Raw genomic sequence first — 23,598 nt, 5'->3', positions numbered from 1 at the left:
CTAGACTAGAAGAGTCTGCCATTCCTTTTTATATATGCATCTCACGCACGCCGGTATCGAGATACCCTGCACCCCCTATCGCTGGTGGCTGGTGCCGAGGTCGCTGCTGTATCTACCTAGCTCGGTGGATCTCTCGCCCGCTGTATTCCCCCTACTGGGTTGGCTGGATGATGGGTGGTTGGCAGCGGTGCTGGTAGGGGAACTGATGACCCCGGTGTTCGGTAAGGCGATGCTGGACGATGATTGAAGAACGCTGGGTCAACGGGGTAGCGGTGGTCGTGTTTGGGTTAAGCTTGGCAACTCTGCTGAGTCCATGGCTGCCCTTTTCCCCCAGTTGGATTGCCGGGACAACGGTGGTGCTGCTGGGCCTGGCCACGGCGGACGCTTGGCTGTGGCGCTCCCAGGGGTTGACCCTGCTATTGGGCCTGTGGCGGTCGGAACGGGTGCTACATCACGAAGCGGGGCATTTCCTCGTCGCCTACTTGCTGGGAATTCCCATCGAAGACTACACCCTAGACCCCTGGAGCAGTTGGCAGCGCGGTTATCCCCCTACGGAAGCAGGGGTGCGTTTGGGGGCGGTGCCCTTGTCCCTGTGGCCCCGCTGCCCGGTGATGTGGATGGCCGGAGTGGCGGCGGAGGAATGGATTTACGGGGACGCCCGGGGGGGAGCCATGGATGTACAACAGGCACTGCAGCATTTAGAGTCCTTTCCGGCGGCGGAACGGCCCTGGCGACTCCGACTGGCCCAACGGGAAGCGCAACAACTGTTGCAAACCCATGCTGCTGCCTATTGGGCGTTGGTGGCGGCCATGGGTCAGGGGAAATCGGTAGCCGATTGTATTACAGTCATTGAACAGCATCTCCAGCGGCGGGGATAATTCCCATCCTTCTTGGTTGGGGATCTTGGGGGACAGGTCCCTGCCTATCCGCTAAGACGGACTCAGACTTTCCCCGGGACCATCCTAACTGTTAAACTGTTAAGATATGTAAATGACTGTGGACTCAGCGGGACAGGGATGGCGCAAGCAATTTGGGAAGGGGTAGTTTTGGCCGAGAGTGACCGGTACGAGGTGGTCGAGGGCAATGTGTATTTCCCACCGGAGACCCTCAAGATGGAGTATTTCCGCCCCAGTACCACCCAAACCACTTGTGGTTGGAAGGGCGTCGCCCACTACTACACCCTTGTTGTCAACGGCAAAGAGAACCCCGACGCGGCTTGGTACTACCCCGACCCCAAACCGGCAGCGCAAAATATCAAGGGCTATGTGGCGTTTTGGCGGGGCGTACAGGTAAAACGGTAGTCAGCAGGCCACCCGGTTAAAATACAGGGAAGAGGGAGGGAGATTGCCATGGCGACTGAAGTCCTGGAAAAACCGAAAACCGGTCAACAGCGCCAGCACGCACCCCAGTACAAGGTGCTGCTCCACAACGATGACCACAACACGATGGAGTATGTGGTGGAGTGTTTGATGAAGGTGGTGCCGAGTCTTTCCTGGACAGAAGCGGTCAACATCATGCTGGAGGCCCACAACACCGGTGTTGCCCTGGTCATTATCTGCCCTTTGGAGCCGGCGGAATTTTACTGTGAAGGGTTGCGCCGTAAGGGTTTAACCAGCACCATCGAGCCGGAATGCTGAAGCGGCTGACCCGGTGGCCCTTGCCGGGGCGATTGTTGGCCTTTGTCGGGTTGGTGCTCCTGGTCTGGTTGCCCGTCGTGGCTTTCCTTCGGCCATTTTTGGACGGTGATGGGTCTATCCGCTCCCTGGCGACGGGCATTCTCTATCTGCAATTTGTCGGTGTTTTATACTTCTGGGGTCGGGCTGTACGGGGAGAACCGGATCCCTGGCGCCTCTACGGTTTGCAATGCAACCGGCGTTGGGGGCAGGAGGTGCTGCTGGGCTGGAGTCTTGGGGTGGGGGCACTGTTCGGGTTGCTGACATTGCAGGCGAGTTGGGGGTGGTTGTACTGGCAGAGTCCACCGTCATGGCGCGTGGTTGGCGAGGGGCTGGCGCTGGGGGTGGGGGTGGCCCTGGCGGAGGAACTGCTCTTTCGCGGGTGGCTGTGGCAGGAGCTATACCAGGACTACGGCGTCAGCGGTGCGGTGTGGGGCAGTAGCGGGATATTTGCCTTGGCCCATTTTTTTCATCCGCCGGAGGTGCTGGTACGCATCTGGCCCCAATTTCCCGGGTTATGGGTGCTGGGGCTGGCGCTGGCCTGGGGACGGCTGGCCTGTGGGGGGCGCTTGGGCTGGCCCATAGGCTTCCATGCCGGTTTAGTGACCGCCTACTACTGGGTGCGGGTGGGGCATTGGTTAGGGGTCAATCCCGAGCTACCCCCGTGGCTCACGGCTGTGGAGACCAATCCCCTGGCCAGTCCCTTGGGATTTGTCGCCATGGCAACCGTCGCCTGGGGCACTCGTCGGTGGGCTGACCGTCGCATCCATGGGTAGACAAGGGGGGCTACTGGGAATACTGGGCGGCGCGGTTATTTTGGGTAGCTGTCAGTCCCGGCCAGTAGAAATCAGCCAGTCCGTCCAGCGGCTAACGCTGCGGGGGCGAGCGGGTGGACCGGTAGAAAGTGGCGTGTGCGGTTACCTTGCCCGGCATCCTCACCATCAATTGCACCTACCCCAAGCGATGGATTATCTCAAGATTCAGGTCAACAGTCCCTCTCCCGTTACCGTGTTCGTCCAAGGCCCCGACGGTGCTTTTTGCGCCACGCCCATTGGGGACCGTCCCCCCCAAATTTCCGGCTATTGGCCCGCAGGCATGTACCGGGTGTTTGTGGGAACACCAACTCACGAGTCATCTCCCCCCTACGAGTTGGTTATTCAGGGGCCATCCCCTTAACCCGGTAGCACTGTTTCCGTCAACAAAGCCCCCGCCAGGTTAGTAGCCTCCAGATAGGCATCGGCCAGACAAGCCTGGGTCAAATCGGCGCCCTGCACCAGCACCTCATACAAAGACGCCCCCGTCAAGTCGGCCGCTACTAACTTGGCGTTGGTCAAATCCGCCTGATTGAGAATCGCCCCTACCAAAACAGCCCCCCTTAGGTCAGCCTCGGTCAAAATCGCGCCGGTTAAATCTACCCCCGTTAGATTGCTCTGGGCCAGCTGCACTCTCTGCATCCCTGCCCGTATCAGGCGCGCATCGGTTAAATCGGCGGCGGTGAGGTCGGCATCCTGAAGCGTGGCCTGCTCTAAATTGCTCCGGCAAAGCCTGGCCCCCCGCAGTTGGGCACCCGTGAGATTGGTGCGACGTAAATCTACTCCGCTCAAGTCCGCCCCGGTCAAATCCGCCCTCGTCAAATCGGCATGGCCCAAATCCACCCGCTCCAGGATGGCTCCGCCTAAGTTGGCACCGGTTAGGTTGGCCCCCCGCAAATTGGTCCGGCCTAAGTCAGCATTGATACACTGGGCTTCGGTCAGGTCAGCGTTGCCTAGGTTGGCTTCGCTCAAGATGGCGTCACTCAATCCCGCCCGCACCAACTTGGCACCGGTCAAAACGGCCCGGCTTAAATCCGCTTCAAAAAAATTGGCCTGGCTCAGGTCACTGTTGCGCAAGGCCGCCCGGGTCAAATCCGCCCGCGCCAGATTCGTCCCCACCAACCGGGCATCGTTTAAATTAGCGCCGGTTAAATCTGCTCCACTCAAATCGGCACCGCTCAGGTCCGCTTCGATAAGCACTGCCCGACTGAGATTGGCCCCCACCAGCTTGGCCCCCCGCAAATTGGCCCCCACCAAATCCGCTTCCGTGAGCTTGGCCTTGCTCAAATTGGCCTCCTGCAGGTCCACCTGGTGTAAATAGGCCCCCACCAGCTTGGCCGACATCAAGTTGGCTTCCCGGAGAATCGTTCGGCTCAAATCCGCTTCCCGGAGAATGGCCCGGCTCATATCGGCGCGGGTTAAATTGGCCTGATTGAGGCTAGTGCCGGCTAACTTGGCGCAACTTAAGTTGATGTCTCGCAGGATGGCCAGCGATAAATCGGCGCCGCTCAGATTGACCTGGCGGAAATCCCGTTCCCCATCGGCATAGCGAGCAAGTAAGGCGTTGGCATCCATGGCCGGTTCAAAGTCCCATCGTGGCCCCCAGTAGGGCGTCGTCCATTTCAAAATTGGCCGTCACACTCTGTACATCGTCCAAATCCTCCAGTACATCGAGCAGGCGCAGAACTTTGCGGGCTTGGTCTGGGTCGGTGATGGTCACCGTCGTGGTGGGCTGCCAGCGGGTCGTCGCCCCCTCAACGCCATAACCCTTGGCTTGGACTGCTGCTGCGACCCGGTCCAGGTCCTCAGGCGCCGTCACCAGGGCTGGGGTCTGAGCGTCCCACTCGTAGCTGGTAGCCCCTACCTCTAACGCTACAGCCAGCAGGTCTTCTTCTGTGGTGATGCCGGTCACGGGAATCCAGCCCACCTGGGTAAACATCCAGCCGACGCAGCCAGTTTCCCCCAAATTGCCGCCGTGCTTGTTAAAGGCCGCCCGGATTTCGCCGGCTGTCCGGTTGCGGTTGTCGGTCAGGGCTTCAATCAAAACGGCCACACCACCGGGGGCATAGCCTTCGTAGCGCACGGATTCCAGGTTTTCCGTATCGGGACCCAGGCGACCGGCACCCTTAGCAATGGCCCGCTCAATGTTTTCCTGGGACATGCCGGCGGCTTTGGCTTTAGCAATCGCCGTGCGCAACCGAAAATTGCCCGCAGGGTCCGGGAGTCCCAGGCGCGCTGCCACGATGATCTCCCGGGAAAGCTTAGCAAAGGTTTGGCCTTTGAGGGCATCCACCCGCGCCTTTTGCCGCTTGATGTTGGCCCACTTGCTGTGCCCGGCCATGGCCCAGTCGTTGTCTAGAACGCTCAATATAGCAGTGTAGCGCCCCGCGCACTTCCCCAAGCCGAAGCTGGGCAACTCCCGAAAAAATCCTTAAACCTGGGCCATGACCCGCTCGGCATTATCTACAACGGAACAGGAATGTCAGGTTGGGGGAATCCATGACGACCACAGGTGCGCCGGTGCAGGTCAGAAGCGTCCATCCCCGGGTGTGGGTGCGGCGAGCACTCTGGGGTTTGGCGCTGGCGACGTGGGGGTTGATGGCCTTGGGAAGTGCGACGCGGGTGATGGAAGCGGGTTTGGCCTGTCCCGATTGGCCCCTGTGTTTTGGGCAGGTGGTGCCGGCGCAACAGATGGACCTGCAGGTGTTTTTGGAGTGGTTTCACCGGCTGGTGGCGGCTATAGTGGGCTTGGGGACGCTGGGGTTAACGGTCTTGACCTGGCGATGGCGCGACCAATTGCCCCGTTGGTTGCCCTGGGGGATGACGGCGGCCTTGGGGTTGGTGGTCTGGCAAGGGGTACTCGGCGGCCTGACGGTGACGGAACTGCTCCGCTTTGACATCGTCACAGCGCACCTGGGGACGGGGTTGGTTTTTTTTAGTCTGTTGCTGAGTTTGGGGGTGGCGTTGCTGGAGGCGTCTGCAGGGTCGCCACCTTTGCCGGCCTACTTACCTGGGTTGTCCCTGGCGGCGGCGCTGGCGGTCTATGGCCAAAGCCTGCTGGGGGGTTTGGTGGCTTCCCGCTGGGCGGCCCACCAATGTCTGGCCGGTCAAGAATTGTGCCAGGTGTTCTATGCCCATTTGCTGGGACTGCTGCCGGCTATGGGTTTGACGGTGGCGGTGGGCATCTTGGCTGGGCGACAGTCTTTGGCGTCGGTGCGACGGCTGGGGCAAGGGGTGCTGGCGCTGCTGGTGTTGCAAATCCTGGTGGGTTGGGGAACGTACCGGTTGCGGTTGCAAATGGAACCGTTGACGGTCACGCACCAGGCGGTGGGGGCCTTGCTGTTGGGAACGTTGGTGGTTTTGACGGTCTGGACCCAACGCCTGGCGGTCACCCTGAAACTGCGTTAGGGAGTGGCGATGCAAATAGCCGGAGATACAAAGGGCTGGGGGCGTGTGCGGGATTATCTGCAACTGACCAAACCCCGGATTATTCTGCTGCTATTGGTCACGACCGCCGGGGCCATCTGGCTGGCATCCCAAGGGCACCCGGACCCGAACATCCTGCTAACCACCTTGGTTACGGGAGCGATGGCGGCGGGGGCAGCGAATACTATCAATTGCCTATACGACCGGGACATTGACCAAGTGATGACCCGCACGCAAAACCGTCCCCTGCCGGCTGGGCGGATTACCCCTACCCAGGCGTTGGTCTTTGCCGTGGTGCTGGCGGTGGGGGCGCTCCTGATGCAGGGCTGGCGGGTTAACTGGGTCAGTGCGCTTCTGGAATGGGCCGGCATCGGGGTGTATGTGCTGGTCTACACCCACTGGTTGAAGCGCTCCAGTCCCCAAAACATCGTCATTGGCGGGGCGGCAGGGGCGATTCCCCCCCTGGTGGGCTGGGCGGCGGTCACGGGTACCTTAGCCCCCTGTGCCTGGATTTTGTTTGCCATCGTGTTTATTTGGACGCCGCCCCATTTCTGGGCCTTGGCGCTGATGCTCCAGAAGGATTACGCTCAGGTGGGGGTGCCCATGTTGCCGGTAGTGGCGGGTGCTGAATCCACAGCCCAACAGATTCTGCTTTACACGCTGCTGCTGGTGCCCACCAGTCTGCTGCTGGTGTATCCCTGCGGGGCGGTGGGGGGGCTGTATGCCCTGGTGGCCCTGTTGCTGGGGGGTATTTTTCTGTACCGAGTTCTGCAATTGTTTGACCAGCCCCAGGATGTCCAACGGGCGCGAGGTGTATTCAAGTACTCTATCTTGTACTTGCTGCTGCTGTCGCTGGGGATGGGGCTAGACCGCTGGTCGCCGGTACAAAGCTGGCAGCAGTGGCTGGTGCAAAAGGCGCTGACGTTTTGGGGATAGATGCGGTATCGCTGGGTGGCGGGGTTGCTGGCAGCCGGTTTGCTGGGGTGTCAGGTGCATTCCCAACCGGAACCTTCGCCATCGCCGGTGCCGCCTCGTTACCGGGTGGTTCCCCTGCTTGGGGGGCTAGAGCGTCCCTGGGGGATGGTCTGGTTGCCCAATGGGGATATGTTGATTACGGAGCGACCAGGGCGTTTGCGCTGGGTGCAAGGGGGGGTTTTGCGACCGGAACCGGTGCCGGGGATACCGCCGGTGTTGAACCTGGGTCAGGGGGGATTGCTGGACATCGCTTTGCACCCTTGTTTCCCCAATCCCGCCTGGGTGTATTTCACCTATGCCCAAGGCACCCCCCAGGCCAATCGCACGGTCGTGGGGCGGGGGACCTGGCAAAATGGGCGTTTGACCCAGGTGCGGGAGATTTTTCGGGTGGCCCAGACCAAGGAACGCACCCAACATTTCGGTTCCCGTCTGGCCTGGCTGCCGGATTTGACGCTGCTGGTGAGTATTGGGGACGGGGGCAACCCACCCATCAGTTACAGGGGGCAGTTGATCCGCCAGCAGGCCCAAAACCCTCGCAGTCACCTGGGCAAGGTTTTACGTCTGCGGCCCGATGGCACAGCACCGACGGATAATCCCTTGGGAGCCAAAGCGGCGCCGGAGGTCTGGACCCTGGGTAACCGGAATATCCAGGGGTTGGCGGTGGATATCGTAACGGGGCAGGTGTGGGCTACAGAACATGGGGCCAAAGGGGGGGATGAGGTCAATCGCCTGGAGGCGGGGAAAAACTATGGCTGGCCCCTGGTGACCCACAGCCGCGAGTACAGCGGGGAGGAAATTACCCCCCACCGGTCGCTGCCGGGGATGGTGGACCCCGCCTGGGTCTGGCCGGGAACGGTGGCCCCGTCCGGGTTGGCCATTTACCGGGGTGAACAGTTTCCCCAGTGGCAGGGGCAGTTGCTGGCGGGGGGCTTGCAGTCCCGGGCGGTGCATCGCTTGGAAGTGCAGGCAGACGGTAGGGTGCAGGAGCGAGAACGAATTGCCATCGGTCGGCGGGTGCGGGATGTGCGGGTAGGACCAGACGGCCTGGTTTATGTGCTCACCGATGAGGAGAACGGTCAACTGTTACGCATTGAACCCGTCCCCTGATGCCCTACCCTAGAAATCTATGGGATTGATCGTGCAAAAGTACGGCGGCACGTCCGTTGCGAACATTGAGCGTATCCAGGCGGTGGCCCGGCGGATTCTCCAGACGGTGGAAGGGGGGCACCAGGTGGTGGTGGTGGTCTCGGCCATGGGCCACACCACGGATGAATTGATCGCCCTGGCCAAGGCGGTGAATCCCCAGCCGTCCCCCCGGGAGATGGACATGTTGCTCTCGACCGGGGAGCAGGTCAGTATTGCTCTGGTGGCGATGGCGTTGGAGGCGTTGGGGCAACCGGCGATTTCCTTGACAGGAACCCAGGTGGGTATCATCACCGAAGCTGACCATGGCCGCGCCCGCATCTTGCACATCCCCACCGACCGAATTCGCCAGGAATTGGACCAGGGCAAGGTGGTGGTGGTGGCCGGGTTCCAGGGCATCAGCAGCAGCCGCACTTTGGAAATCACGACGCTGGGGCGGGGGGGGTCGGATACGTCAGCGGTGGCCATCGCGGCGGCCATGGGGGCGGATGTGTGCGAGATTTACACGGATGTGCCGGGGATTTTGACCACCGACCCGCGCATTGTCCCGGAGGCCCAGGTGCTGCCCCAGGTGACCTGTGAAGAGATGTTGGAGTTGGCCAGTCTGGGGGCCAAGGTGTTGCACCCGCGCGCGGTGGAAATTGCCCGCAATTTTGGGGTGCCAGTGGTGGTGCGCTCCAGTTGGACGGAGGAACCGGGAACCCGCCTGCTCACGCCGGAACGCCGCACCATTCCCCACCGGGATTTGGAGGTGGCCCGTCTGGTGGATGGGGTCGAACTGGATGACCAGCAGGCTAAAGTGGCCCTGTGCAATGTGCCGGACCGACCGGGAATTGCCGCCCAGTTGTTTGGGGCGCTGGCGGAGGCGGAGATTAACGTGGATTTGATCATCCAGTCCATCCAGGCGGGGGAGACTAATGATATTGCCTTTACGGTGCAGCGGGCGGATATTGACCAGGCCGAACGGGTAGTGCGCCGGTTGATCCAGGCTTGGGGGGACCCGGTGACCTGTCATATCGCGGCGGCCATGGCCAAGGTGAGTATTGTGGGGGCGGGGATGGTGGGCCGACCGGGGGTGGCGGCAGCCATGTTCAGTGCCCTGGGGGAAGCCGGCATCAACATTGATTTGATCTCCACATCCGAAATCAAGGTGAGTTGTCTGGTGGAGTTGGCCAACGCGACCCAGGCAGTACGAGTGCTCAGCAGCAGTTTCAAGGTGCCGGTCCTGCCGCCGCCCCAGGAAACCAAGGACCCAACGCCGGTGCGGGGGGCTGCCCTGGATGACCAGCAGGCGCGGTTAGGCATTCGTCGGGTGCCGGATCGGCCCGGCTCGGCGGCGTGTATTTTTTTGGCCTTGGCCCAGGCGCGGGTGAGTGTGGATATGATCATCCAGTCGGAGCGGGTGACCTGGATTGATGGCCAGCCCACAAAAGACATCGCCTTCACCATTCACCAGGAGGAGGTGGAGCGGGCAAAGGCGGCCCTGGCACCGGCTTTAGCTAAGCTCAATTGCACGGAACTCCTGGTGGATGAAAACATTGCCAAAGTCAGCGTCGTGGGCAGCGGCATGGTGCGGCAACCGGGGGTGGCGGCACGAATGTTTGCCAGCCTGGGCCAGGCGGGGATCAATATCCAGATGATCGCCACGTCGGAGATTAAAATTAGCTGCCTGGTGAGCCGCTCCCAGGGGAAACAGGCGCTGCAATTGGTGCACCGGGGCTTTGCCCTGGATCGGACCCCAAGTTCGATAGAATACGGTAGGGGGGGGTGATGGAGCAGCAATGGTCAACGCGTTGATAACCTTGGCGGGGCTGATGGTGGCGATGGGATTCGTCCTGCCCTGGTTACAGGAATGGCAACGGGCGTCCCACTACCGGGTGTGGACGGTCACGGTGGGATTGGCGTCCTTGACCGCGGTGGGTCTCTGGTGGGAAACGGGGCTGAGTGCGCCGGGGGCTATTGCGGGTGCCGGAGCTTTTGCTTTGGGGGGGCTGGTGGCATGGCAGGGGTTGGCCCGTCCCGAACGGCAGCGGGTGCTCTTTGACCAAACCCTGACGCAATTGCTCACGGGTCAGCAGGTGTGGGATGGTCCCACGGTCGAGCGGTTGTCCCGCTTGGCGCCGCCGGAGGAACGGCCCCGTTTGCAGGCGACTCTGCGTTATCTCTACGAGCAACACCCGGAACTGCGGGCAACGTTGGCCCCCTTTGTGGAGCAGCCATGACGCGCCATAAGGTGTACGTGGTGTGGCAGGGGCGACAACCGGGAATCTACCGGTGCTGGGATGAGTGTTGGGCGCAGGTGGCGGGCTATAGCGGTGCCCAGTACAAGAGTTATCCCGATTGGGAAAGGGCGCTGCAGGCGTTTCAGCAGGGACCGGAGGCGCAACCAGCGGCTACGTACATCCAACCCAGTTACGCGGTGGACGGGGCCTGTTCCGGCAATCCGGGGGTGATGGAGTACCGGGGGATCAATACGGTCACGGGGGAAGAAATTTTCCGGCGTGGGCCATACCCCTGGGGGACCAACAACATTGCCGAATTTTTGGCCTTGGTCACGGCCCTGCAGTGGTGTGCCAAACAGGGGTGTGACTGGCCGATTTATTCCGACTCGCAAATTGCCCTGAACTGGGTGCGGCGCAAACGCTGTGGGAGTCAGTTGCCCCTGCCGGGAGACCATCCCCTGCGCCAGGAGATCCAGGCGGCGGAACAGTGGCTACAAACCCATACCTATCCCAACCCCCTGTATAAATGGGATACGGAGCGCTGGGGGCAAATACCTGCGGACTTTGGTCGGAAATAACCGATGGCAACAACGGTTGGGGTCTTAGGCGGAGGCCAACTGGCGTGGATGCTGGCCCAGGCAGCGCGGGATTTACATCTACCTCTGTGGGTGCAAACCCCGGACCCGCAAGCGCCGGCGATTCCTTTGGCGGCTGGGGCCATCATTGCCCCCCTGGAGGACCGCAGTGGTCTAACCCGGCTCTTTCAGCAGTGTAATGTCATTACGTTTGAAAATGAATTCATCAACCTGGAAGTGCTGGCGGAGGTGGCTCTGCCCACGACCCGTTTTTGCCCCCGTTTAGACAGTTTGGCGCCCCTGTTGGACAAATACCGCCAGCGTTGCTACGCCCAGGAGTTAGGGATTCCCATGCCGGATTTTTGGTGTTTGAGGCCGGGAGAACCTCCGCCTGTATTGCCCCTGGTGGTCAAGGCGCGCCGCTATGGCTACGACGGTTTGGGTACCCGCATGGTTCATACGGCGGCGGAACTGGAACCACTCTGGCGGGCGTGGCCGGTAACGGATGTGTTGGCGGAAGCTTACGTGCCTTTTGTCCAGGAGTTGGCGATGGTGGCGGCCCGCAATCGGCAGGGGGAGGTGGCCTTTTATCCCCTGGCTTGGACACAGCAGGTCAACCAGGTGTGTCGCTGGGTCTATGCGCCGGCGCCGGTGCCCGCTGCGGTGACCACGGCCATTGCCCACTACACCCAAACCCTGCTTACGGCCTTGGACTATCAGGGGGTGTTGGCGACGGAGTGGTTTTATCTGGCGGATGGGCGTGTGCTGCTTAATGAAATTGCTCCCCGCACCCACAACTCAGGGCATTATACGCTGGAGGCCTGTGTGACGTCCCAATTCCACCAACACCTGCGGGCGATTACCGGACAACCCCTGGGCAGTACGGCAATGCAGACAGCTGGGGCGTTGATGGTCAACCTGCTGGGCTATGAAACGGCCACCTGTGATTATCGGCAGCAACGGGAACAACTGGCCCAATGGGGTCGGGTTTATTGGTACGGGAAAAGCCAGGCGCGACCGGGGCGGAAATTGGGGCATATAACCCTGTTAGATGTGGCGCCAACGGCCATTGCCCAGTGGGTGGAACGGGTGGAGGAGGTGTGGTCCGGTGGTCGGCCTGCCCTAAATTTGGTACAGTAAATCCAGAGGTTCTTCTGCGGTGTTGGTGACTGCCAATAATGTTTTGCGATCTACACCCAACGCATGAGGGAACCGAAACTCTGGCGGCAGTAGACTGGGCGTTGTACCCAGAAACTTTAAGTCAGAGGCTAGAGGTACCCACCTATTGTTGTTGCGGTCCAAAACTGAGGTAAAACGGCACCGCGGAGTCCTCACCCAGCAGGATTGGTACTCTCAAAATTACTTGGGGAACTTCTCGGCTGGTCACGTGCGGGCAGAGGGTTTTTAATTGCTTTAATTTCGTCATTTTTCGGTCAGGACCTACCGGCCCTAGCATCTACCCTGGTCCAAATCGGCGATAATCAAACCGGAAGGAATAGGGAGTACAGCAATGGTAATAGCTGGTGTGTTGGGTTATGTTGCACCTGTCCTTGCGCAAGTCCAGGGGGGTGGTGGCCAGCCCATTATCATCTCCGGGTGTCGCCAGGGGGAATGCTGGGAAGCGCGGGTGCTGGCCAAACGTTTGGAGCAACAAACTCGCCAGGGACAGCTCTATCGGCTCACGATGGGCCGGCGGTCCTGGATGGAGGGTAGCCAACCCCCCGCCGGTTTTTCGGAACGCACCCAAGACTATGTCTATTGCTCGCGCACGCGCCCAGCCTATATCTTTGCCGACCCTGGCGGTAAGGGTTACATTGCCCATCTGCTGAACCCTGGCGGTGCCACCTTTGGCTACAACCAGGCTTCCCATAACCTGTACTGGCAGGTCTGCCATGGGGTGAACCCCCAGCGGGAACCGGATTTGGCCCGCAAAGCCAGACAACTGGGTTATTCCCTCCAACTACCGTCGAACCAGATCACCCTGGCACGGCCCCGGGACATCCTCCAGCGGTAGGTGGCGCAGGGAACGGTCCAGCAACTGTACCGGATGATAGACAGGGACGGCGGTCCCCCGCTCCCGCAGGTAGTGCTGGATTTGTACCGTACAGCCGATGTTGGCGGAGGCAATCACCTGGGCACCGGTATTGAGTAAATGGGTCACTTTCTGCCGGCCCAGTTCCGCCGCCGTTTCCGGTTGCAAGAAGTTGTACACGCCGGCGCTGCCACAACACAGGGCGGCATCGATCGGGTCGCGCAGTTCCACCCCCGGAATCCGGCGCAGCAATTGCCGGGGCTGCCAACTGATGTTTTGACCATGGAGTAGGTGACAGGCGTCCTGATAGACCAGGGTAAGGGGCCGGTCCCGCAGGGGGTGCAGGGGTACCGGAAATTCGATAGCCGCTAGAAATTCTTGGACATCTCGGACCCGCTGACTGAAAGCAACGGCCAGGTCCCGATATTCTGCGTCCTCGGCCAGCAGGTGCCCGTACTCCTTGAGGGTATGGCCGCACCCGGAGGCGTTGATGACAATGGCGTCCAGTTCAGTAAACCGGAAGCAGTCAATCATCCAGCGGGCTAGGGCCTGGGCTTGGTGGGTTTCCCCCTGGTGACAGGGCAAGGCCCCACAACACCCCTGTTGGGGCGGAATCACCACCTCACACCCCACCGCCCGCAGCACCCGCACCGTCGCGGCATTCACATCGGGGTTGAACAGGCGCTGGACGCACCCCAGGATCACCCCCACCCGGTAACGCCGTTCCCCCTGCGCCGGTAATACGGTGGGCCAGGGGCGAGGCAACAGTTGCTGGAGCGTTAGGGGGGGCAGAAGTTCGGCCATCGCCGCCAGGGAAGGGAAAAACCGCCGCAACATCGGCAGCAGCCAACGGTTGAGTCCCGCGCGTTGGTACAACCACAGGACCGGGGCCACCAACCGTAGCCGTTCCGGATAAGGCAGCAGTTGAAAGAGCACAGTGCGCACCAGTTGTTCCGCCCAGGGCCGCCGGTACTGCCGCTGGATTTGGGCGCGGGTGGCCGCAATTAATTGGTCGTAGCGCACTCCCGAGGGACAGGCCGTTACACAGGCTAAACACCCCAGACAACTGTCGAAATGACGGACCGTCGTGGCTGCCAAACCGATGTCCCCCTGAAGGATGGCGTTCATCTGGTAAATGCGCCCCCGCGGGGAATCCATCTCCGTCCCCAGCACCCGGTAACTGGGGCAGGTAGTCAAACAAAACCCGCAGTGAACACAGGTGTCAATGATGGCTTGGGACGGGGGATGGTGGTGGTCAAAACCGGGGGACGTCATGCCGCTGTCCTAACGGGGTTTCCCTTTCCGTTGTACCGTGATCAGCCCCCCGGCGCCAGGAAAAGGTTTAGCCCTTGATATAGACCACGTGGGAGCGGTGCAGTAAAAAGCCCTCCTGCTGACCCGTGACCAGACGGAAGTAGTAGGGGTCTTGCCAAACAATCTGACCGTGTAGGAGGTCTCCGGTGGTCAATTTCACCTCCACCCCGGTCTTGTCTTTGATAAACATCTGTACCTGCCGTACACTAGGCAAGCCCGTATCCAATTCGTGCATCACTGGGACTCCACTACCACCTGGAAACCCCGGGAACGCAGGTATTGGACCAGTTGTTCAGCGCGGCTCTGGTCCTGAAAACGCCCCACCTGCCACAGGATTTGCCCCCGATAATTGGCACGAAAGGCCTCGGGAATCAGTTTCAACACCTCCTCAAGCTGGGTGGGGGTTGCCGGTCGCACCAAAACCCGCACCGTAGGCCGCTGGCTGGGCAAGGGGCTTGGACGCAGTTGTTGCCAGGTGGCCAAGCGTTCTAAATCACTGCCCTGGCTTGGGGGACTCAACACAATTTCGGCGCGCGCCTCCCGCTGGGGGTTCACGGGTCCGACGACCTGCGCCGGCAACCCCTGCTGCCGCAGTTGTAAAGCAAACTTTTCTGCTTCCGCCAGGGAAGAAAATACCCCGGTTTGCATGGCAATTTGTCCCTGGTGCTGTACCGGAAACGCCTGGGGTACTAACTGCCGCAACACCGGCAACCGCACCGGGTGCAGGCCAACTACCAGAACCTGATAGGACTGTTCAGGGTTAACCAGGGGGCCGGGGGCGGGAGGTAAGGGACTCCCTTGGCCGATGGGGGCAGGACCAGGCACGGGCAGGCGCTGGGGGGCAGGAATCGCGCGCTGTTGTCGGCGTTGCTGCCAATCAGCAGGGGGCGGGAGTTGGGTACCCAACTGGGCCAAAGCCGGTGTGCTCCACAGGGTCACCAGCAAACCCAAACTGCTTAGTGTGTGCCGCATAAACCTAACTCCTCAGCGCGCTATGGGGAAAAAGGTCTGAGCGTGTCTTGCCGTAATAGCTGGTTAAGAAGACCGGCAACTGTTGCACCGCAAACTAGTTTTACCTACAAGGAGCGAAGAATCCCGCCAGTCCGACACCTTTACAATAGACAGGTTCGGTGAGGATGTCAACCAGGGATGGGTCGGCTAGGACTATGGCTGCTGGTGGTACTGTCGGGTCTAGTACTGGGGGGCAGCCTGGGGGAAAGTTGGGCATGGCCCCTGGCGTGGGTGGCCTTGGTCCCTCTGTGGTGGGTCACAGAACAACGCCAGGCCGGGTGGGGAGGTGCTCTCTGGGGGGCCTGCTATCACGGCGCCGCCCTGTCCTGGCTGCTCCATCTGCATCCTTTGACCTGGCTGGGTATTCCTTGGGGCCTCAGCCTGGCCGTGGCTTTGGCCATTTGGTTGTTTGTTACCCTGTGGGGCGCATTAGGGGTGGGGATATGGGCAGCCCTGACCAGTCAAGTCAAACCAGCGTGGCGACGGCTGCCGGTGGGGATTGCTCTGTGGTGCGCCGGCGAAACCCTTGCCCATCACACGTCCCTGTGGTGGAGCACCCTGGCGTTGACCCAAAGTCCCGGTAACCCGACTTTGTTACACCTGGGGCAACTGGCTGGGCCGGTGACGCCGGTGGCCTGGCTGTTGCTTGTCAATGGCGTGCTGGCTTTGGCTAGGTCTTATCCGGGGCGCCTTGTCCTGCCGTTGGCGCTGGGGTTGTGGGTGCTGGGGCAAAGTCTGGGATGGTTTTTGCAGATCACAGCACCTGGGGAATCCATTTTGGCGTCGTTATCGGTGGGGGTGATCCAACCGAATGTCCCCAACCCTGTCCGGTTTACCCCCCAGGGGCGGGCACAGATGAGCGCTCGCTTACAGGCTGGTTACATCGCCTTGGTCCAACAGGGAGCCGATATCGTGATCACACCGGAGGGGGCGTTGGGACAAGAATGGACGCCTGACCATCCCCTGGCCACGTTCATCCAACGCTGGCGCACACCGGTGGTTTTAGGGGCCTACGGGCGACGGACAGGCCGTTTGACCAACAGCTTGTTTGTCCTAGACGGGCAGGGGCAGGTGGTCAGCCGCTACGACAAGGTGAGCTTGGTGCCCTTGGGGGAGTTTATCCCGCTGGAGCGCTGGCTGGGGCCATGGGTACGGCGGATTTCTGCCCTACCCGAGTCCCAAACGCCGGGTTCCCTCACCCAATCCGTGCAAACGCCTTGGGGGCCAGTGATCGCAGGCATTTGTTATGACTCGGCGTTTGCGGCGGTGTTTCGGGAGCAAGCGCGCCGAGGGGGGGAATGGATTATCACGGCGGCCAACAACGACCCCTACCCTCCCCGCATGATGCGCCAACACCAGGCCCAGGATGTATTGCGGGCAATCGAAACCGACCGCTGGCTGGTACGGGCTACCAACACGGGCATTTCGGGCCTGATCAGTCCCCGGGGTCGCATCCTTTGGCAGGCACCGCCCCAGCAAGACCATATCCAGCTTGTGCGGCTCTACCGTCGCCGTTCCCAAACCCTCTACGGGCGCTACGGGGATTGGTTAACACCGGTACTGCTGGGCATCGGTGGTGGTTGGTGGTTAAGCCGTCTTCGTTTGCCGCAGGATAGAAAGGGTTAAACCAATGGGGTGCATGGACATTCAGGAGCAACGGCAACATTTTCCAGCTCTGGCCCACAAAACCTATCTCAACTACGGGGGACAGGGACCCTTGCCCACCCCCGCCTTGAGGGCTATGTGGGAGGTGTACGAACAGGAGCAGCGCAAGGGACCTTTCAGCCGACAAGCCTTGGTCTGGGTAGAAGAACAGGAACATCTGACGCGCCAAGCCTTTGCCCGTTGGCTAGGAGTTTCTGTCGCTGACATTACCCTGACCAGTTCCACTACCCAAGGCTGTGCCATTGTCCTGTGGGGATGGCCCTGGCGCGGGGGCGAACACCTATTGCTCAGCGATGGGGAGCACCCAGGAGTAGTGGCCACGGTTGCCCAACTGGCCCGCCGCTTTGGCCTCACCTGGAGCACCTGTCCCCTGAGCAACCCCACCGCCGACCCCCTAGAGATACTCGAACGCCACCTGCAACCCCAGACGCAGATGCTGGTACTCAGTCATGTCCTCTGGCATACAGGACAGGTGTTGCCCTTGCCGGCAATTGCCCGTTTTTGCCAAGAACACAACCTGCGCCTGCTAGTGGACGGCGCCCAATCCCTGGGGGTGTTGCCCTTGGATTTGACCGGGGTTGATTTCTATGCCGCCACCGGGCATAAGTGGCTGTGTGGACCGGCGGGCCTCGGTGTTCTATACATCCACCCCCAGTACCGCGATGTGGTTCAACCCACCCACTGCGGCTGGCGAGGTTTACAGGGGTTCCACGATCAACATCCCCGCTGGTCCTCCGATGGTCAACGCCATGAAATCGCCACCACCGCCTGGGAATTGGGTGCCGGATTACGGGCCAGCCTGGCGCTTCACGACGCCTGGGGAACAACCCAACAGCGTTACACCCGCCTCGTACACTTAGCCCAAGAACTCTGGCGGCAATTGGGCCAATTTCCCCAAATCACCCGTCTCCTCCCCGAACCGCCCCAATGCGGTCTGGTGAGTTTTCGTCATACCACCCTAGCGCCGGAGACCCTGGCCCAGGAACTGGAGCACCACAACATTTTGGTGCGTTCGGTAGCCGCAGGTCATTGTGTGCGGGCCTCCATCCACTATTTGACCAGCCAGGAGGAACTCACCCGCCTGGTGCAAGTTTTAGGGGAGCTACAGGGATGAACCCACCCCCACGTAGGACCCCCAGAAGAATAGGCCCACCAGGGCAATCACTGCGATACCGACGACCGTTCCTACCAGCCACAGGGGAATGCGGCCCGACGACATGTTCATCCTATCTTCACCTCCCAACAACAGCGTCAACGGCTTAATTGAAGAAGTAACTCGAGAACAGAATCGCCAGCACAAAAATCAGCAGCAGTCCTAAAAACAGGGACGTGCGGTTCAGTTCTACCGGTTGGGTATTGGGATTTTTGCCGGTCATGGTGTCACCTCGCTAGCGGCGGATAAATTGCATGGCAGCGATGGCCCCCAGGAAAAACACCGTGGGGATAGCTAGGGTATGCACAGCTAACCACCGCACCGTAAACACAGGGTAGGTGACCGGCTCGTTTTGGCGATTGGTCGTCATCACTGCACTCCTACTTTCTGCTCAAAGGCTTCGATCTGCTGCCGCGCTTCGTACCGTTGGGTGATCACCGGCGGTTTGTCCTGGTCGGGGGCAAAGTAACTGTTCGGGCGCGGCGTCCCAAACACGTCATAGGCCAACCCCGTACTCACAAACAACCAGCCAGCAATAAACAGCGCCGGAATTGTAATGCTGTGGATCACCCAATAACGGACGCTGGTGAGAATGTCCGCAAAGGGACGCTCTCCCGTGCTACCAGCCATCGCACCAACCTCCTGTATTTGCATACGATGCCACTGCTTCTATTGTGCCGGGAAACGCCCCCGACTGTACAGCCGACTCAGGGAAATGAGTGTGCTCGGCCCAATCACCGTCGCCGGCGCCCCCTGCTTGAGACCCCATTCCAGCGCCAAAAGCCGCTCTAGAGTCTCAGCCAGAGCCGCCAGGGGAATGCCTTGCACCTCCTTGCTCAAAAAATACAGCCGTTTAGGGTTGCCCAGGTTCGTCATGGCCACCACCTTTTCCGGTGTCACCTGGCGGTCCATTTGCGCCAGTTTTACCCACAACCACAGGCGAAATTGGCTCACCAACGTCGCCGTGATGCGCAATGGCGGTTCGCCCATCCCCAGTAAGTCCTGCCATAGGTGCAACGCCTGGTCCACCTGACCTTGCCGAATGGCTTGGGCCAGCGCCAGGCTGGTTTGGGTAGTAGGGGGCACCAGGGGTTGAATTTCCGCCACTTGCAAAGGACGGGGGTCCTCGGGGCGCAACAGGGCGATTTTGTGCAACTCCTGCTCTAGGCGATAGCGGTCGTTGCCGATGGCCGCCACCAGATACGCCACCGCCTCCTGGCTCAAGGCCACCGGAATCTCTTGGGCCATCTCCCGCACCAGCGCTGCCAGTTCCTCCGTCCGCCAAGGGGGAATTGGGTTGAACTCCCTAATCACACCGTACTTTTGGAACAACTGACCCAGGGGCGATGAAGCCGCAAGCCGCTCCGTCCCAGTAAACAGCACATGGGAGCTTTCCGGCAACTGGGGAATCGTCGCCAACAGTAGTTCCATCCACTCTTCTGGGCATTGCTTGCCGATGGGCGCGTCGGTAATCCAGGTGAGCCGACCCCCACTGCCAAAGGGCAAAGTACGACTTTCCGCCAAGGCATTTTCCACCGCCTCGAGGGCATCCCCCGCCAGCTTTTGGTAATTGAAACTTGCCCAAGCCGGGTCCACTACGGTTTGTCGAAGGCGCTCGACGGCCCGCTTGAGCTGGTACTCGTCCTCCCCCCAGTAGTAATACACGGGCATGGCTAAGGCCGCCTATCCAACCCACTGCCGTAGCGATATTGCTCCTGTCGTCGCGCCTGCCAGTAGTTGCTGGGTTTATTCGGGAGTGACCGTTGCGCCAGGAAGGTATACAGCGCCAGCATCCCGTAGTGTCCGGCCCAGGCTAGCAGGGAATCCAACCCCAACCGACCCATCACCCGGAGGACAAGACCGGGATTTTGCCGCACCATCCCCCAGAGCATCTGGTTCAACCCCTCCCACTGCACCACATCCTGCAAAAAAGGTTGCATGACCCCATCGCCAGCAGCAGCCATCGCCGCCAACGCCGCCCCCAAGATTTCATTGACTTCGTTAGGGGGAATATCCCTATCCACTGGCACCCGCATTACCTGCTGAAACAGCCACGTCACCGACAGGTTGGGTTGATAGGGCTGGAGCAGGGACAAACTCTGGCGGTCGAGGGCGTCCCAGGCCAGGGCCTCGCTGATGCCGGTCAGCAACCGGGGCAAATGGCGCAAAAAGGTGCCAAATCCCCCAAAGCTCAAGGGCGACTGCAGGCCACTGCTATCCCCCACCGGTAACAGGCGCGGCCAATGGCTCCCCAAGGGACTGCGGCGGTAACTGGGGAAAAACCCGAAGACGAACCGCTGCCAGGTCAGTTGTTCGACAGCCACCCCCTGATAGGCCGGCAGCTCGGCAAAGTAAGTGGCAAACAAATCCGTCAGAGTCGGGCGCCGGGGATGGGTATCCACATAGGTAAACAAATAGGTGGTGCGACCGTCCTGGGCCGGAAACGCCTCCCAAAAATACTGGCAATGGTCCCGGATGGGCAGGGTGGTGGCGAGCAAATCTCCGTGTTCGCTGGGGGGAAATCCCTGGGCACAGCCGCCCACCACCAGACAAACGCCCTCCGGTTTTTCCCCCTGGCGTGCCAGTTGAGTCAGGGGCGAAAAGTGACCCATAGCGTCCAGCAACAGCCGGCTGGTGTAGTGGGCTTGGGTGGTGCGGATTTGCAGCCCATCAGGGCCAATGACTATCCCCTGCATCGCCTGCTGCTCGCCGATAACCCCCCCACTTTCTAAAAACTTCTGCTTACAAAGCGCCAGCAGCACATCCGGTCGCACCCCCACATTGAGCACATCCCGCGTCCACCACTCCCCCACTTGGTGCAGGGCGATCCGTACCGGGTTGTATTCCGTCACCACCACCTGGGCCAATTCCGCCGGTGTGAGCAACTCCTCCTCCAGCAGCACCTGCAACTCCGCCCGGGACGTATTCCATTCCTGCCGTCGGCCCTGCACGGGTCCCCGCTCCAGCACCAGCACCCGATAGCCCCGCCGCCGCAATCCCCAGGCCAACAGCAGCCCCAGCGTCCCCCCGGCGACTACCACATCCCAATCCACCGGCCCCAGGGCCTGAGTCGTCCGGGTGACCTGCATCCCCGTCCCCCCTTCCTGCCAAATGCCCCGGCCCGCTCCCCCAACCGGCGTGACCGGTAACCCCTGTCCTTGGCGCAAGGCCCCCCAGGCCCGTTCCGCCCGCTGTAACTGCCGCCAAACCGCCTCCGAAACCTGCCGCAGCCGGGTTTCCACCGATGGCATGGGTCTCCCCCTCAAGATGCCTCCGCCGGATAGACACCCGCTAATAAATCCCACACCCCCTGTTCCACATCCGGTTGGCGCATCAACGACTCCCCCACCAAGATGGCGTGGGCACCCGCTTGTCGGACCCGCTGCACATCCGCCGGCGTGGCAATCCCCGACTCACTGACAATGACAATTTCCCGCTGCTGTAGCTCCGGCAACTTCTGGGCCAGCAGCCTTTCTGTTACCTGCACATCCGTGTGGAAATCCTGCAGGTTGCGGTTGTTGATCCCCACCAGGCGCACATTAGGGATTTGCAACACCCGCTCCAGTTCCCCCAAGGTATGCACCTCCACCAGCGCCGTCATCCCCAAACCCTGCACAATCCGCAGGAAATACGGCAAATCCTGGTGGGACAGGATAGCAGCAATCAACAGCACCGCATCCGCCCCGTACCAGCGAGCCAAATAGATCTGATAGGGGTAAAGAATGAACTCCTTGCACAACAGGGGCAACGACACCGCCTGGCGAATTTGGCGCAAATACTCCCAACTGCCCTGGAAAAACTCCTGGTCCGTCAGCACCGACAGGCAACGGGCACCGGCGCGGGCATAGGCCTGGGCAATGGCCACCGGGTCAAAATCCGGGCGGATCACCCCTTTGCTGGGGGACGCCTTTTTCACCTCCGCAATCAGGGCCGGATGGGGAGGGGCTTTCAGGGCAGCCAGAAAATCCCGAGGTGGAGGCGCCGTCAGCACCTGCTTTTGCAACTCCGGCAGGGGCATTTGCTCCCGCAGCTTATCAACCTCGGCCTCCTTGGCCCAGAGAATGCTCTCGAGAAGGTTTTGGGCGCGGGCCGTTGGATCGTTCAACTGATACCCCAGGCGAGCCAATTGTTGGGAAAAGGGGGCATTCCGACGAACCTGAGTCATAACTGTACCTGTAAACGGGCACGCTTGAACGCCTCGTCTAATACCTCCGTCAGGGTGGGATGGGTGTGGACCACCTCGGCCAATTGCTGCACCGGCGTATGGGTGGCGATAGCCGCTGCCGCCTCCTGGATCAAATCCGCCGCGTGGGGGCCGATGATGTGCACACCCAACAGCTCCCCCGTATCCGGCCGGTAAATCACCTTCGCCAAGCCCTCCGCTTCCCCCTCGGCAATGGCCTTGGAATTGGCCTTGAAATAGCTGCGCACCGCTGCCACCGGAAACTGCTCCCGTTGCCCGAGCTCTTGGGCCTGGGGTTCCGTCAAACCCACAAAACTGATTTCCGGATGGGTAAAGGCCGCCGCCGGAATCGCCCGATAGTTCACGGTTTTGTTGGCCCCCAGCATATTCTCCACCGCCACCCGTCCTTGGGCCGCCGCCGCATGGGCCAGCATCATCGTGCCAATGGCATCCCCAATGGCCCACAGGGTGGGAATCGGCTCCCCATTTTTCAGCACACGGAAGTAGTCATCCACCGGAATAAAGCCCCGCCGGTGCCGCTCCACCCCCAGGTTTTCCAGCCCCAGGTTATCCGTTGCCGGCAAACGTCCCGTCGCCACCAAGGCCGCATCCACCTCCAGCACCTCCTTCAGTTCCTTGGTCTGGGCGTCGGCCAGTTCCACCACCACCGGACGGCCGGGCGTGATTTTTTGGGCAATCAGCCCCACCTTGGTTTCCACATCCCGCGCCTCCAGTAGCACCCGTTGCGCCAGTCGGGCAATGTCCGGGTCAAAGGTGGGCATCAACCGATCCAGGGCCTCAATCATGGTCACTTCGCACCCCAGGGCCGTGTAGATGTCGCTGAATTCCAAGCCAATGTAACCACTGCCGATGATGGCCACCCAGGGGGGCAACCACTGCAGCTTCAGGGCATCATCGCTGGTGAAAACCGTTTCGTGGTCAATCTCAATGCCGGGGGGCACCCAAGGGTAGGAACCCGTGGCCAGCAGGATATGGCGAGCCATCACCACCGTCTCTTGACCGTCCCGGGTAATGCTCACTTTTTGCGGCTCTAAAACTTTCCCCCACCCCTGCAGGATGGTCACCCCCAGTCGCTCCAGGGACCGGGTCAAATCCCCGCGAATTTTGGTCACGATGGTCTGGGCGTGTTGGGCCATAGCAGCTCGGTCGGCCTGCGCTGGGGGTACGGAAATCCCCAAGGCCTGGAGCGTTTGGGTATCCTGCAACTGCCGGAGACGGCCCGCTGCCGCCAGCAACGCCTTAGAAGGGATGCAACCCCGGTTGACGCAGGTGCCCCCCATGTCCGCTGCTTCCACAACGGCCGTCCTCAGGCCCAATTCCACCGCCCGCAGGGCCGCCCCATGTCCACCCACACCGGCGCCAATAATCACCAAATCAAAGTCCATAGGCTTTA

The 23,598-nt window shown here is 60.9% G+C and carries 29 protein-coding genes and 1 other RNA gene; 17 read left to right on the top strand and 13 right to left on the bottom strand.

Features of this window, described 5'->3' with window-relative positions; translation table 11 throughout:
* Positions 1-34 precede the first annotated feature (34 nt).
* From Q6L55_03685 to Q6L55_03660, 6 genes are all read left to right on the top strand, one after another.
* Positions 35-247 (top strand): DUF1232 domain-containing protein, encoded by a 213-nt coding sequence (locus Q6L55_03685; protein MEN9257816.1) that lies wholly within the window; start codon positions 35-37, stop codon positions 245-247.
* Positions 240-878 (top strand): hypothetical protein, encoded by a 639-nt coding sequence (locus tag Q6L55_03680; GenBank protein MEN9257815.1) that lies wholly within the window; start codon positions 240-242, stop codon positions 876-878. The genes Q6L55_03685 and Q6L55_03680 overlap by 8 nt, the downstream gene beginning before the upstream one ends.
* Positions 879-1,016: 138 nt before the next feature.
* A complete protein-coding gene (locus tag Q6L55_03675; GenBank protein MEN9257814.1) occupies positions 1,017-1,301 on the top strand; it encodes a DUF427 domain-containing protein in 285 nt (94 codons plus the stop codon).
* A 48-nt stretch (positions 1,302-1,349) separates the two neighbouring features.
* Positions 1,350-1,637: an ATP-dependent Clp protease adapter ClpS gene (clpS, locus tag Q6L55_03670; GenBank protein MEN9257813.1), complete on the top strand. Its 288-nt coding sequence runs from the start codon at positions 1,350-1,352 to the stop codon at positions 1,635-1,637.
* Entirely contained in the window at positions 1,631-2,449 is an 819-nt protein-coding gene (locus tag Q6L55_03665) for a CPBP family intramembrane metalloprotease (GenBank protein MEN9257812.1), read from the top strand. Before clpS ends, Q6L55_03665 begins: the two co-directional genes overlap by 7 nt.
* Positions 2,450-2,489: 40 nt before the next feature.
* On the top strand, positions 2,490-2,849 hold the full coding sequence (locus tag Q6L55_03660) for a hypothetical protein (protein ID MEN9257811.1): 360 nt from the start codon (positions 2,490-2,492) through the stop codon (positions 2,847-2,849).
* On the opposite strand, the gene Q6L55_03655 is transcribed toward Q6L55_03660, so the two are convergent.
* The gene (locus tag Q6L55_03655) at positions 2,846-4,111 is read right to left on the bottom strand and encodes a pentapeptide repeat-containing protein (protein ID MEN9257810.1); all 1,266 of its coding nucleotides are present in this window, start codon (positions 4,109-4,111) and stop codon (positions 2,846-2,848) included. The genes Q6L55_03660 and Q6L55_03655 overlap by 4 nt on opposite strands.
* Positions 4,068-4,826 carry a YebC/PmpR family DNA-binding transcriptional regulator gene (locus Q6L55_03650; GenBank protein MEN9257809.1) on the bottom strand — a complete coding sequence of 253 codons (759 nt, stop codon included), beginning with the start codon at positions 4,824-4,826 and terminating at the stop codon, positions 4,068-4,070. Before Q6L55_03650 ends, Q6L55_03655 begins: the two co-directional genes overlap by 44 nt.
* Before the next feature lie 158 nt (positions 4,827-4,984).
* Between Q6L55_03650 and Q6L55_03645 the strand changes: the two genes are divergently transcribed.
* From Q6L55_03645 to Q6L55_03605, 9 genes are all read left to right on the top strand, one after another.
* Positions 4,985-5,893: a COX15/CtaA family protein gene (locus tag Q6L55_03645; protein ID MEN9257808.1), complete on the top strand. Its 909-nt coding sequence runs from the start codon at positions 4,985-4,987 to the stop codon at positions 5,891-5,893.
* 9 nt (positions 5,894-5,902) lie between these two features.
* Positions 5,903-6,847, top strand: a complete 945-nt coding sequence (locus tag Q6L55_03640) for a heme o synthase (GenBank protein ID MEN9257807.1) — start codon at positions 5,903-5,905, stop codon at positions 6,845-6,847.
* Positions 6,848-7,993, top strand: coding sequence for a PQQ-dependent sugar dehydrogenase (locus tag Q6L55_03635; GenBank protein MEN9257806.1), 1,146 nt, complete (start codon positions 6,848-6,850; stop codon positions 7,991-7,993).
* 19 nt (positions 7,994-8,012) lie between these two features.
* Positions 8,013-9,800 (top strand): aspartate kinase, encoded by a 1,788-nt coding sequence (locus tag Q6L55_03630; protein ID MEN9257805.1) that lies wholly within the window; start codon positions 8,013-8,015, stop codon positions 9,798-9,800.
* Between the two features lie 10 nt (positions 9,801-9,810).
* On the top strand, positions 9,811-10,251 hold the full coding sequence (locus tag Q6L55_03625) for a hypothetical protein (protein MEN9257804.1): 441 nt from the start codon (positions 9,811-9,813) through the stop codon (positions 10,249-10,251).
* Complete coding sequence (locus Q6L55_03620; protein MEN9257803.1) at positions 10,248-10,829, top strand: ribonuclease H family protein; 582 nt, start codon at positions 10,248-10,250, stop codon at positions 10,827-10,829. The genes Q6L55_03625 and Q6L55_03620 overlap by 4 nt, the downstream gene beginning before the upstream one ends.
* Before the next feature lie 3 nt (positions 10,830-10,832).
* Positions 10,833-11,966: a 5-(carboxyamino)imidazole ribonucleotide synthase gene (locus Q6L55_03615; protein MEN9257802.1), complete on the top strand. Its 1,134-nt coding sequence runs from the start codon at positions 10,833-10,835 to the stop codon at positions 11,964-11,966.
* Between the two features lie 8 nt (positions 11,967-11,974).
* Positions 11,975-12,159: non-coding RNA, 6S RNA (gene ssrS / locus Q6L55_03610), on the top strand.
* A 177-nt stretch (positions 12,160-12,336) separates the two neighbouring features.
* Positions 12,337-12,840: a hypothetical protein gene (locus tag Q6L55_03605; GenBank protein MEN9257801.1), complete on the top strand. Its 504-nt coding sequence runs from the start codon at positions 12,337-12,339 to the stop codon at positions 12,838-12,840.
* Here the strand turns inward: Q6L55_03605 and Q6L55_03600 are convergent.
* From Q6L55_03600 to Q6L55_03590, 3 genes are all read right to left on the bottom strand, one after another.
* Positions 12,787-14,133 carry a heterodisulfide reductase-related iron-sulfur binding cluster gene (locus Q6L55_03600; protein MEN9257800.1) on the bottom strand — a complete coding sequence of 449 codons (1,347 nt, stop codon included), beginning with the start codon at positions 14,131-14,133 and terminating at the stop codon, positions 12,787-12,789. The genes Q6L55_03605 and Q6L55_03600 overlap by 54 nt on opposite strands.
* 67 nt (positions 14,134-14,200) lie before the next feature.
* On the bottom strand, positions 14,201-14,407 hold the full coding sequence (locus Q6L55_03595; GenBank protein ID MEN9257799.1) for an RNA-binding protein hfq: 207 nt from the start codon (positions 14,405-14,407) through the stop codon (positions 14,201-14,203).
* Positions 14,407-15,144 (bottom strand): hypothetical protein, encoded by a 738-nt coding sequence (locus Q6L55_03590; protein ID MEN9257798.1) that lies wholly within the window; start codon positions 15,142-15,144, stop codon positions 14,407-14,409. Before Q6L55_03590 ends, Q6L55_03595 begins: the two co-directional genes overlap by 1 nt.
* A 177-nt stretch (positions 15,145-15,321) precedes the next feature.
* On the opposite strand from Q6L55_03590, the gene lnt reads away from it, so the two are divergent.
* Positions 15,322-16,809 carry an apolipoprotein N-acyltransferase gene (lnt, locus tag Q6L55_03585; GenBank protein ID MEN9257797.1) on the top strand — a complete coding sequence of 496 codons (1,488 nt, stop codon included), beginning with the start codon at positions 15,322-15,324 and terminating at the stop codon, positions 16,807-16,809.
* 13 nt (positions 16,810-16,822) lie between these two features.
* Positions 16,823-17,962 carry an aminotransferase class V-fold PLP-dependent enzyme gene (locus tag Q6L55_03580; protein ID MEN9257796.1) on the top strand — a complete coding sequence of 380 codons (1,140 nt, stop codon included), beginning with the start codon at positions 16,823-16,825 and terminating at the stop codon, positions 17,960-17,962.
* On the opposite strand, the gene Q6L55_03575 is transcribed toward Q6L55_03580, so the two are convergent.
* The 8 genes from Q6L55_03575 to lpdA are packed head-to-tail and all read right to left on the bottom strand — an operon-like array spanning position 17,951 to position 23,590.
* Positions 17,951-18,073, bottom strand: a complete 123-nt coding sequence (locus Q6L55_03575) for a photosystem II reaction center protein J (GenBank protein MEN9257795.1) — start codon at positions 18,071-18,073, stop codon at positions 17,951-17,953. The two genes, Q6L55_03580 and Q6L55_03575, sit on opposite strands and share 12 nt — an antisense overlap.
* Before the next feature lie 34 nt (positions 18,074-18,107).
* Positions 18,108-18,224, bottom strand: a complete 117-nt coding sequence (locus Q6L55_03570) for a photosystem II reaction center protein L (GenBank protein MEN9257794.1) — start codon at positions 18,222-18,224, stop codon at positions 18,108-18,110.
* 12 nt (positions 18,225-18,236) lie between these two features.
* Positions 18,237-18,371, bottom strand: coding sequence for a cytochrome b559 subunit beta (psbF, locus tag Q6L55_03565; protein ID MEN9257793.1), 135 nt, complete (start codon positions 18,369-18,371; stop codon positions 18,237-18,239).
* Positions 18,371-18,631 carry a cytochrome b559 subunit alpha gene (gene psbE, locus Q6L55_03560; protein ID MEN9257792.1) on the bottom strand — a complete coding sequence of 87 codons (261 nt, stop codon included), beginning with the start codon at positions 18,629-18,631 and terminating at the stop codon, positions 18,371-18,373. The genes psbF and psbE overlap by 1 nt, the downstream gene beginning before the upstream one ends.
* Before the next feature lie 39 nt (positions 18,632-18,670).
* Entirely contained in the window at positions 18,671-19,672 is a 1,002-nt protein-coding gene (gene holA, locus Q6L55_03555; GenBank protein MEN9257791.1) for a DNA polymerase III subunit delta, read from the bottom strand.
* Between the two features lie 2 nt (positions 19,673-19,674).
* A complete protein-coding gene (locus Q6L55_03550; GenBank protein ID MEN9257790.1) occupies positions 19,675-21,252 on the bottom strand; it encodes a hypothetical protein in 1,578 nt (525 codons plus the stop codon).
* Between the two features lie 11 nt (positions 21,253-21,263).
* Positions 21,264-22,166 (bottom strand): indole-3-glycerol phosphate synthase TrpC, encoded by a 903-nt coding sequence (trpC, locus tag Q6L55_03545; GenBank protein MEN9257789.1) that lies wholly within the window; start codon positions 22,164-22,166, stop codon positions 21,264-21,266.
* The gene (gene lpdA / locus Q6L55_03540; GenBank protein ID MEN9257788.1) at positions 22,163-23,590 is read right to left on the bottom strand and encodes a dihydrolipoyl dehydrogenase; all 1,428 of its coding nucleotides are present in this window, start codon (positions 23,588-23,590) and stop codon (positions 22,163-22,165) included. Before lpdA ends, trpC begins: the two co-directional genes overlap by 4 nt.
* Positions 23,591-23,598: the final 8 nt, after the last annotated feature.

The organism is Gloeomargarita sp. SRBZ-1_bins_9 (assembly GCA_039794565.1).
Lineage (GTDB): Bacteria > Cyanobacteriota > Cyanobacteriia > Gloeomargaritales > Gloeomargaritaceae > Gloeomargarita.
Note: the sequence above shows the minus strand (reverse complement) of the source record. Positions and strands in the feature narration are given on the sequence as shown.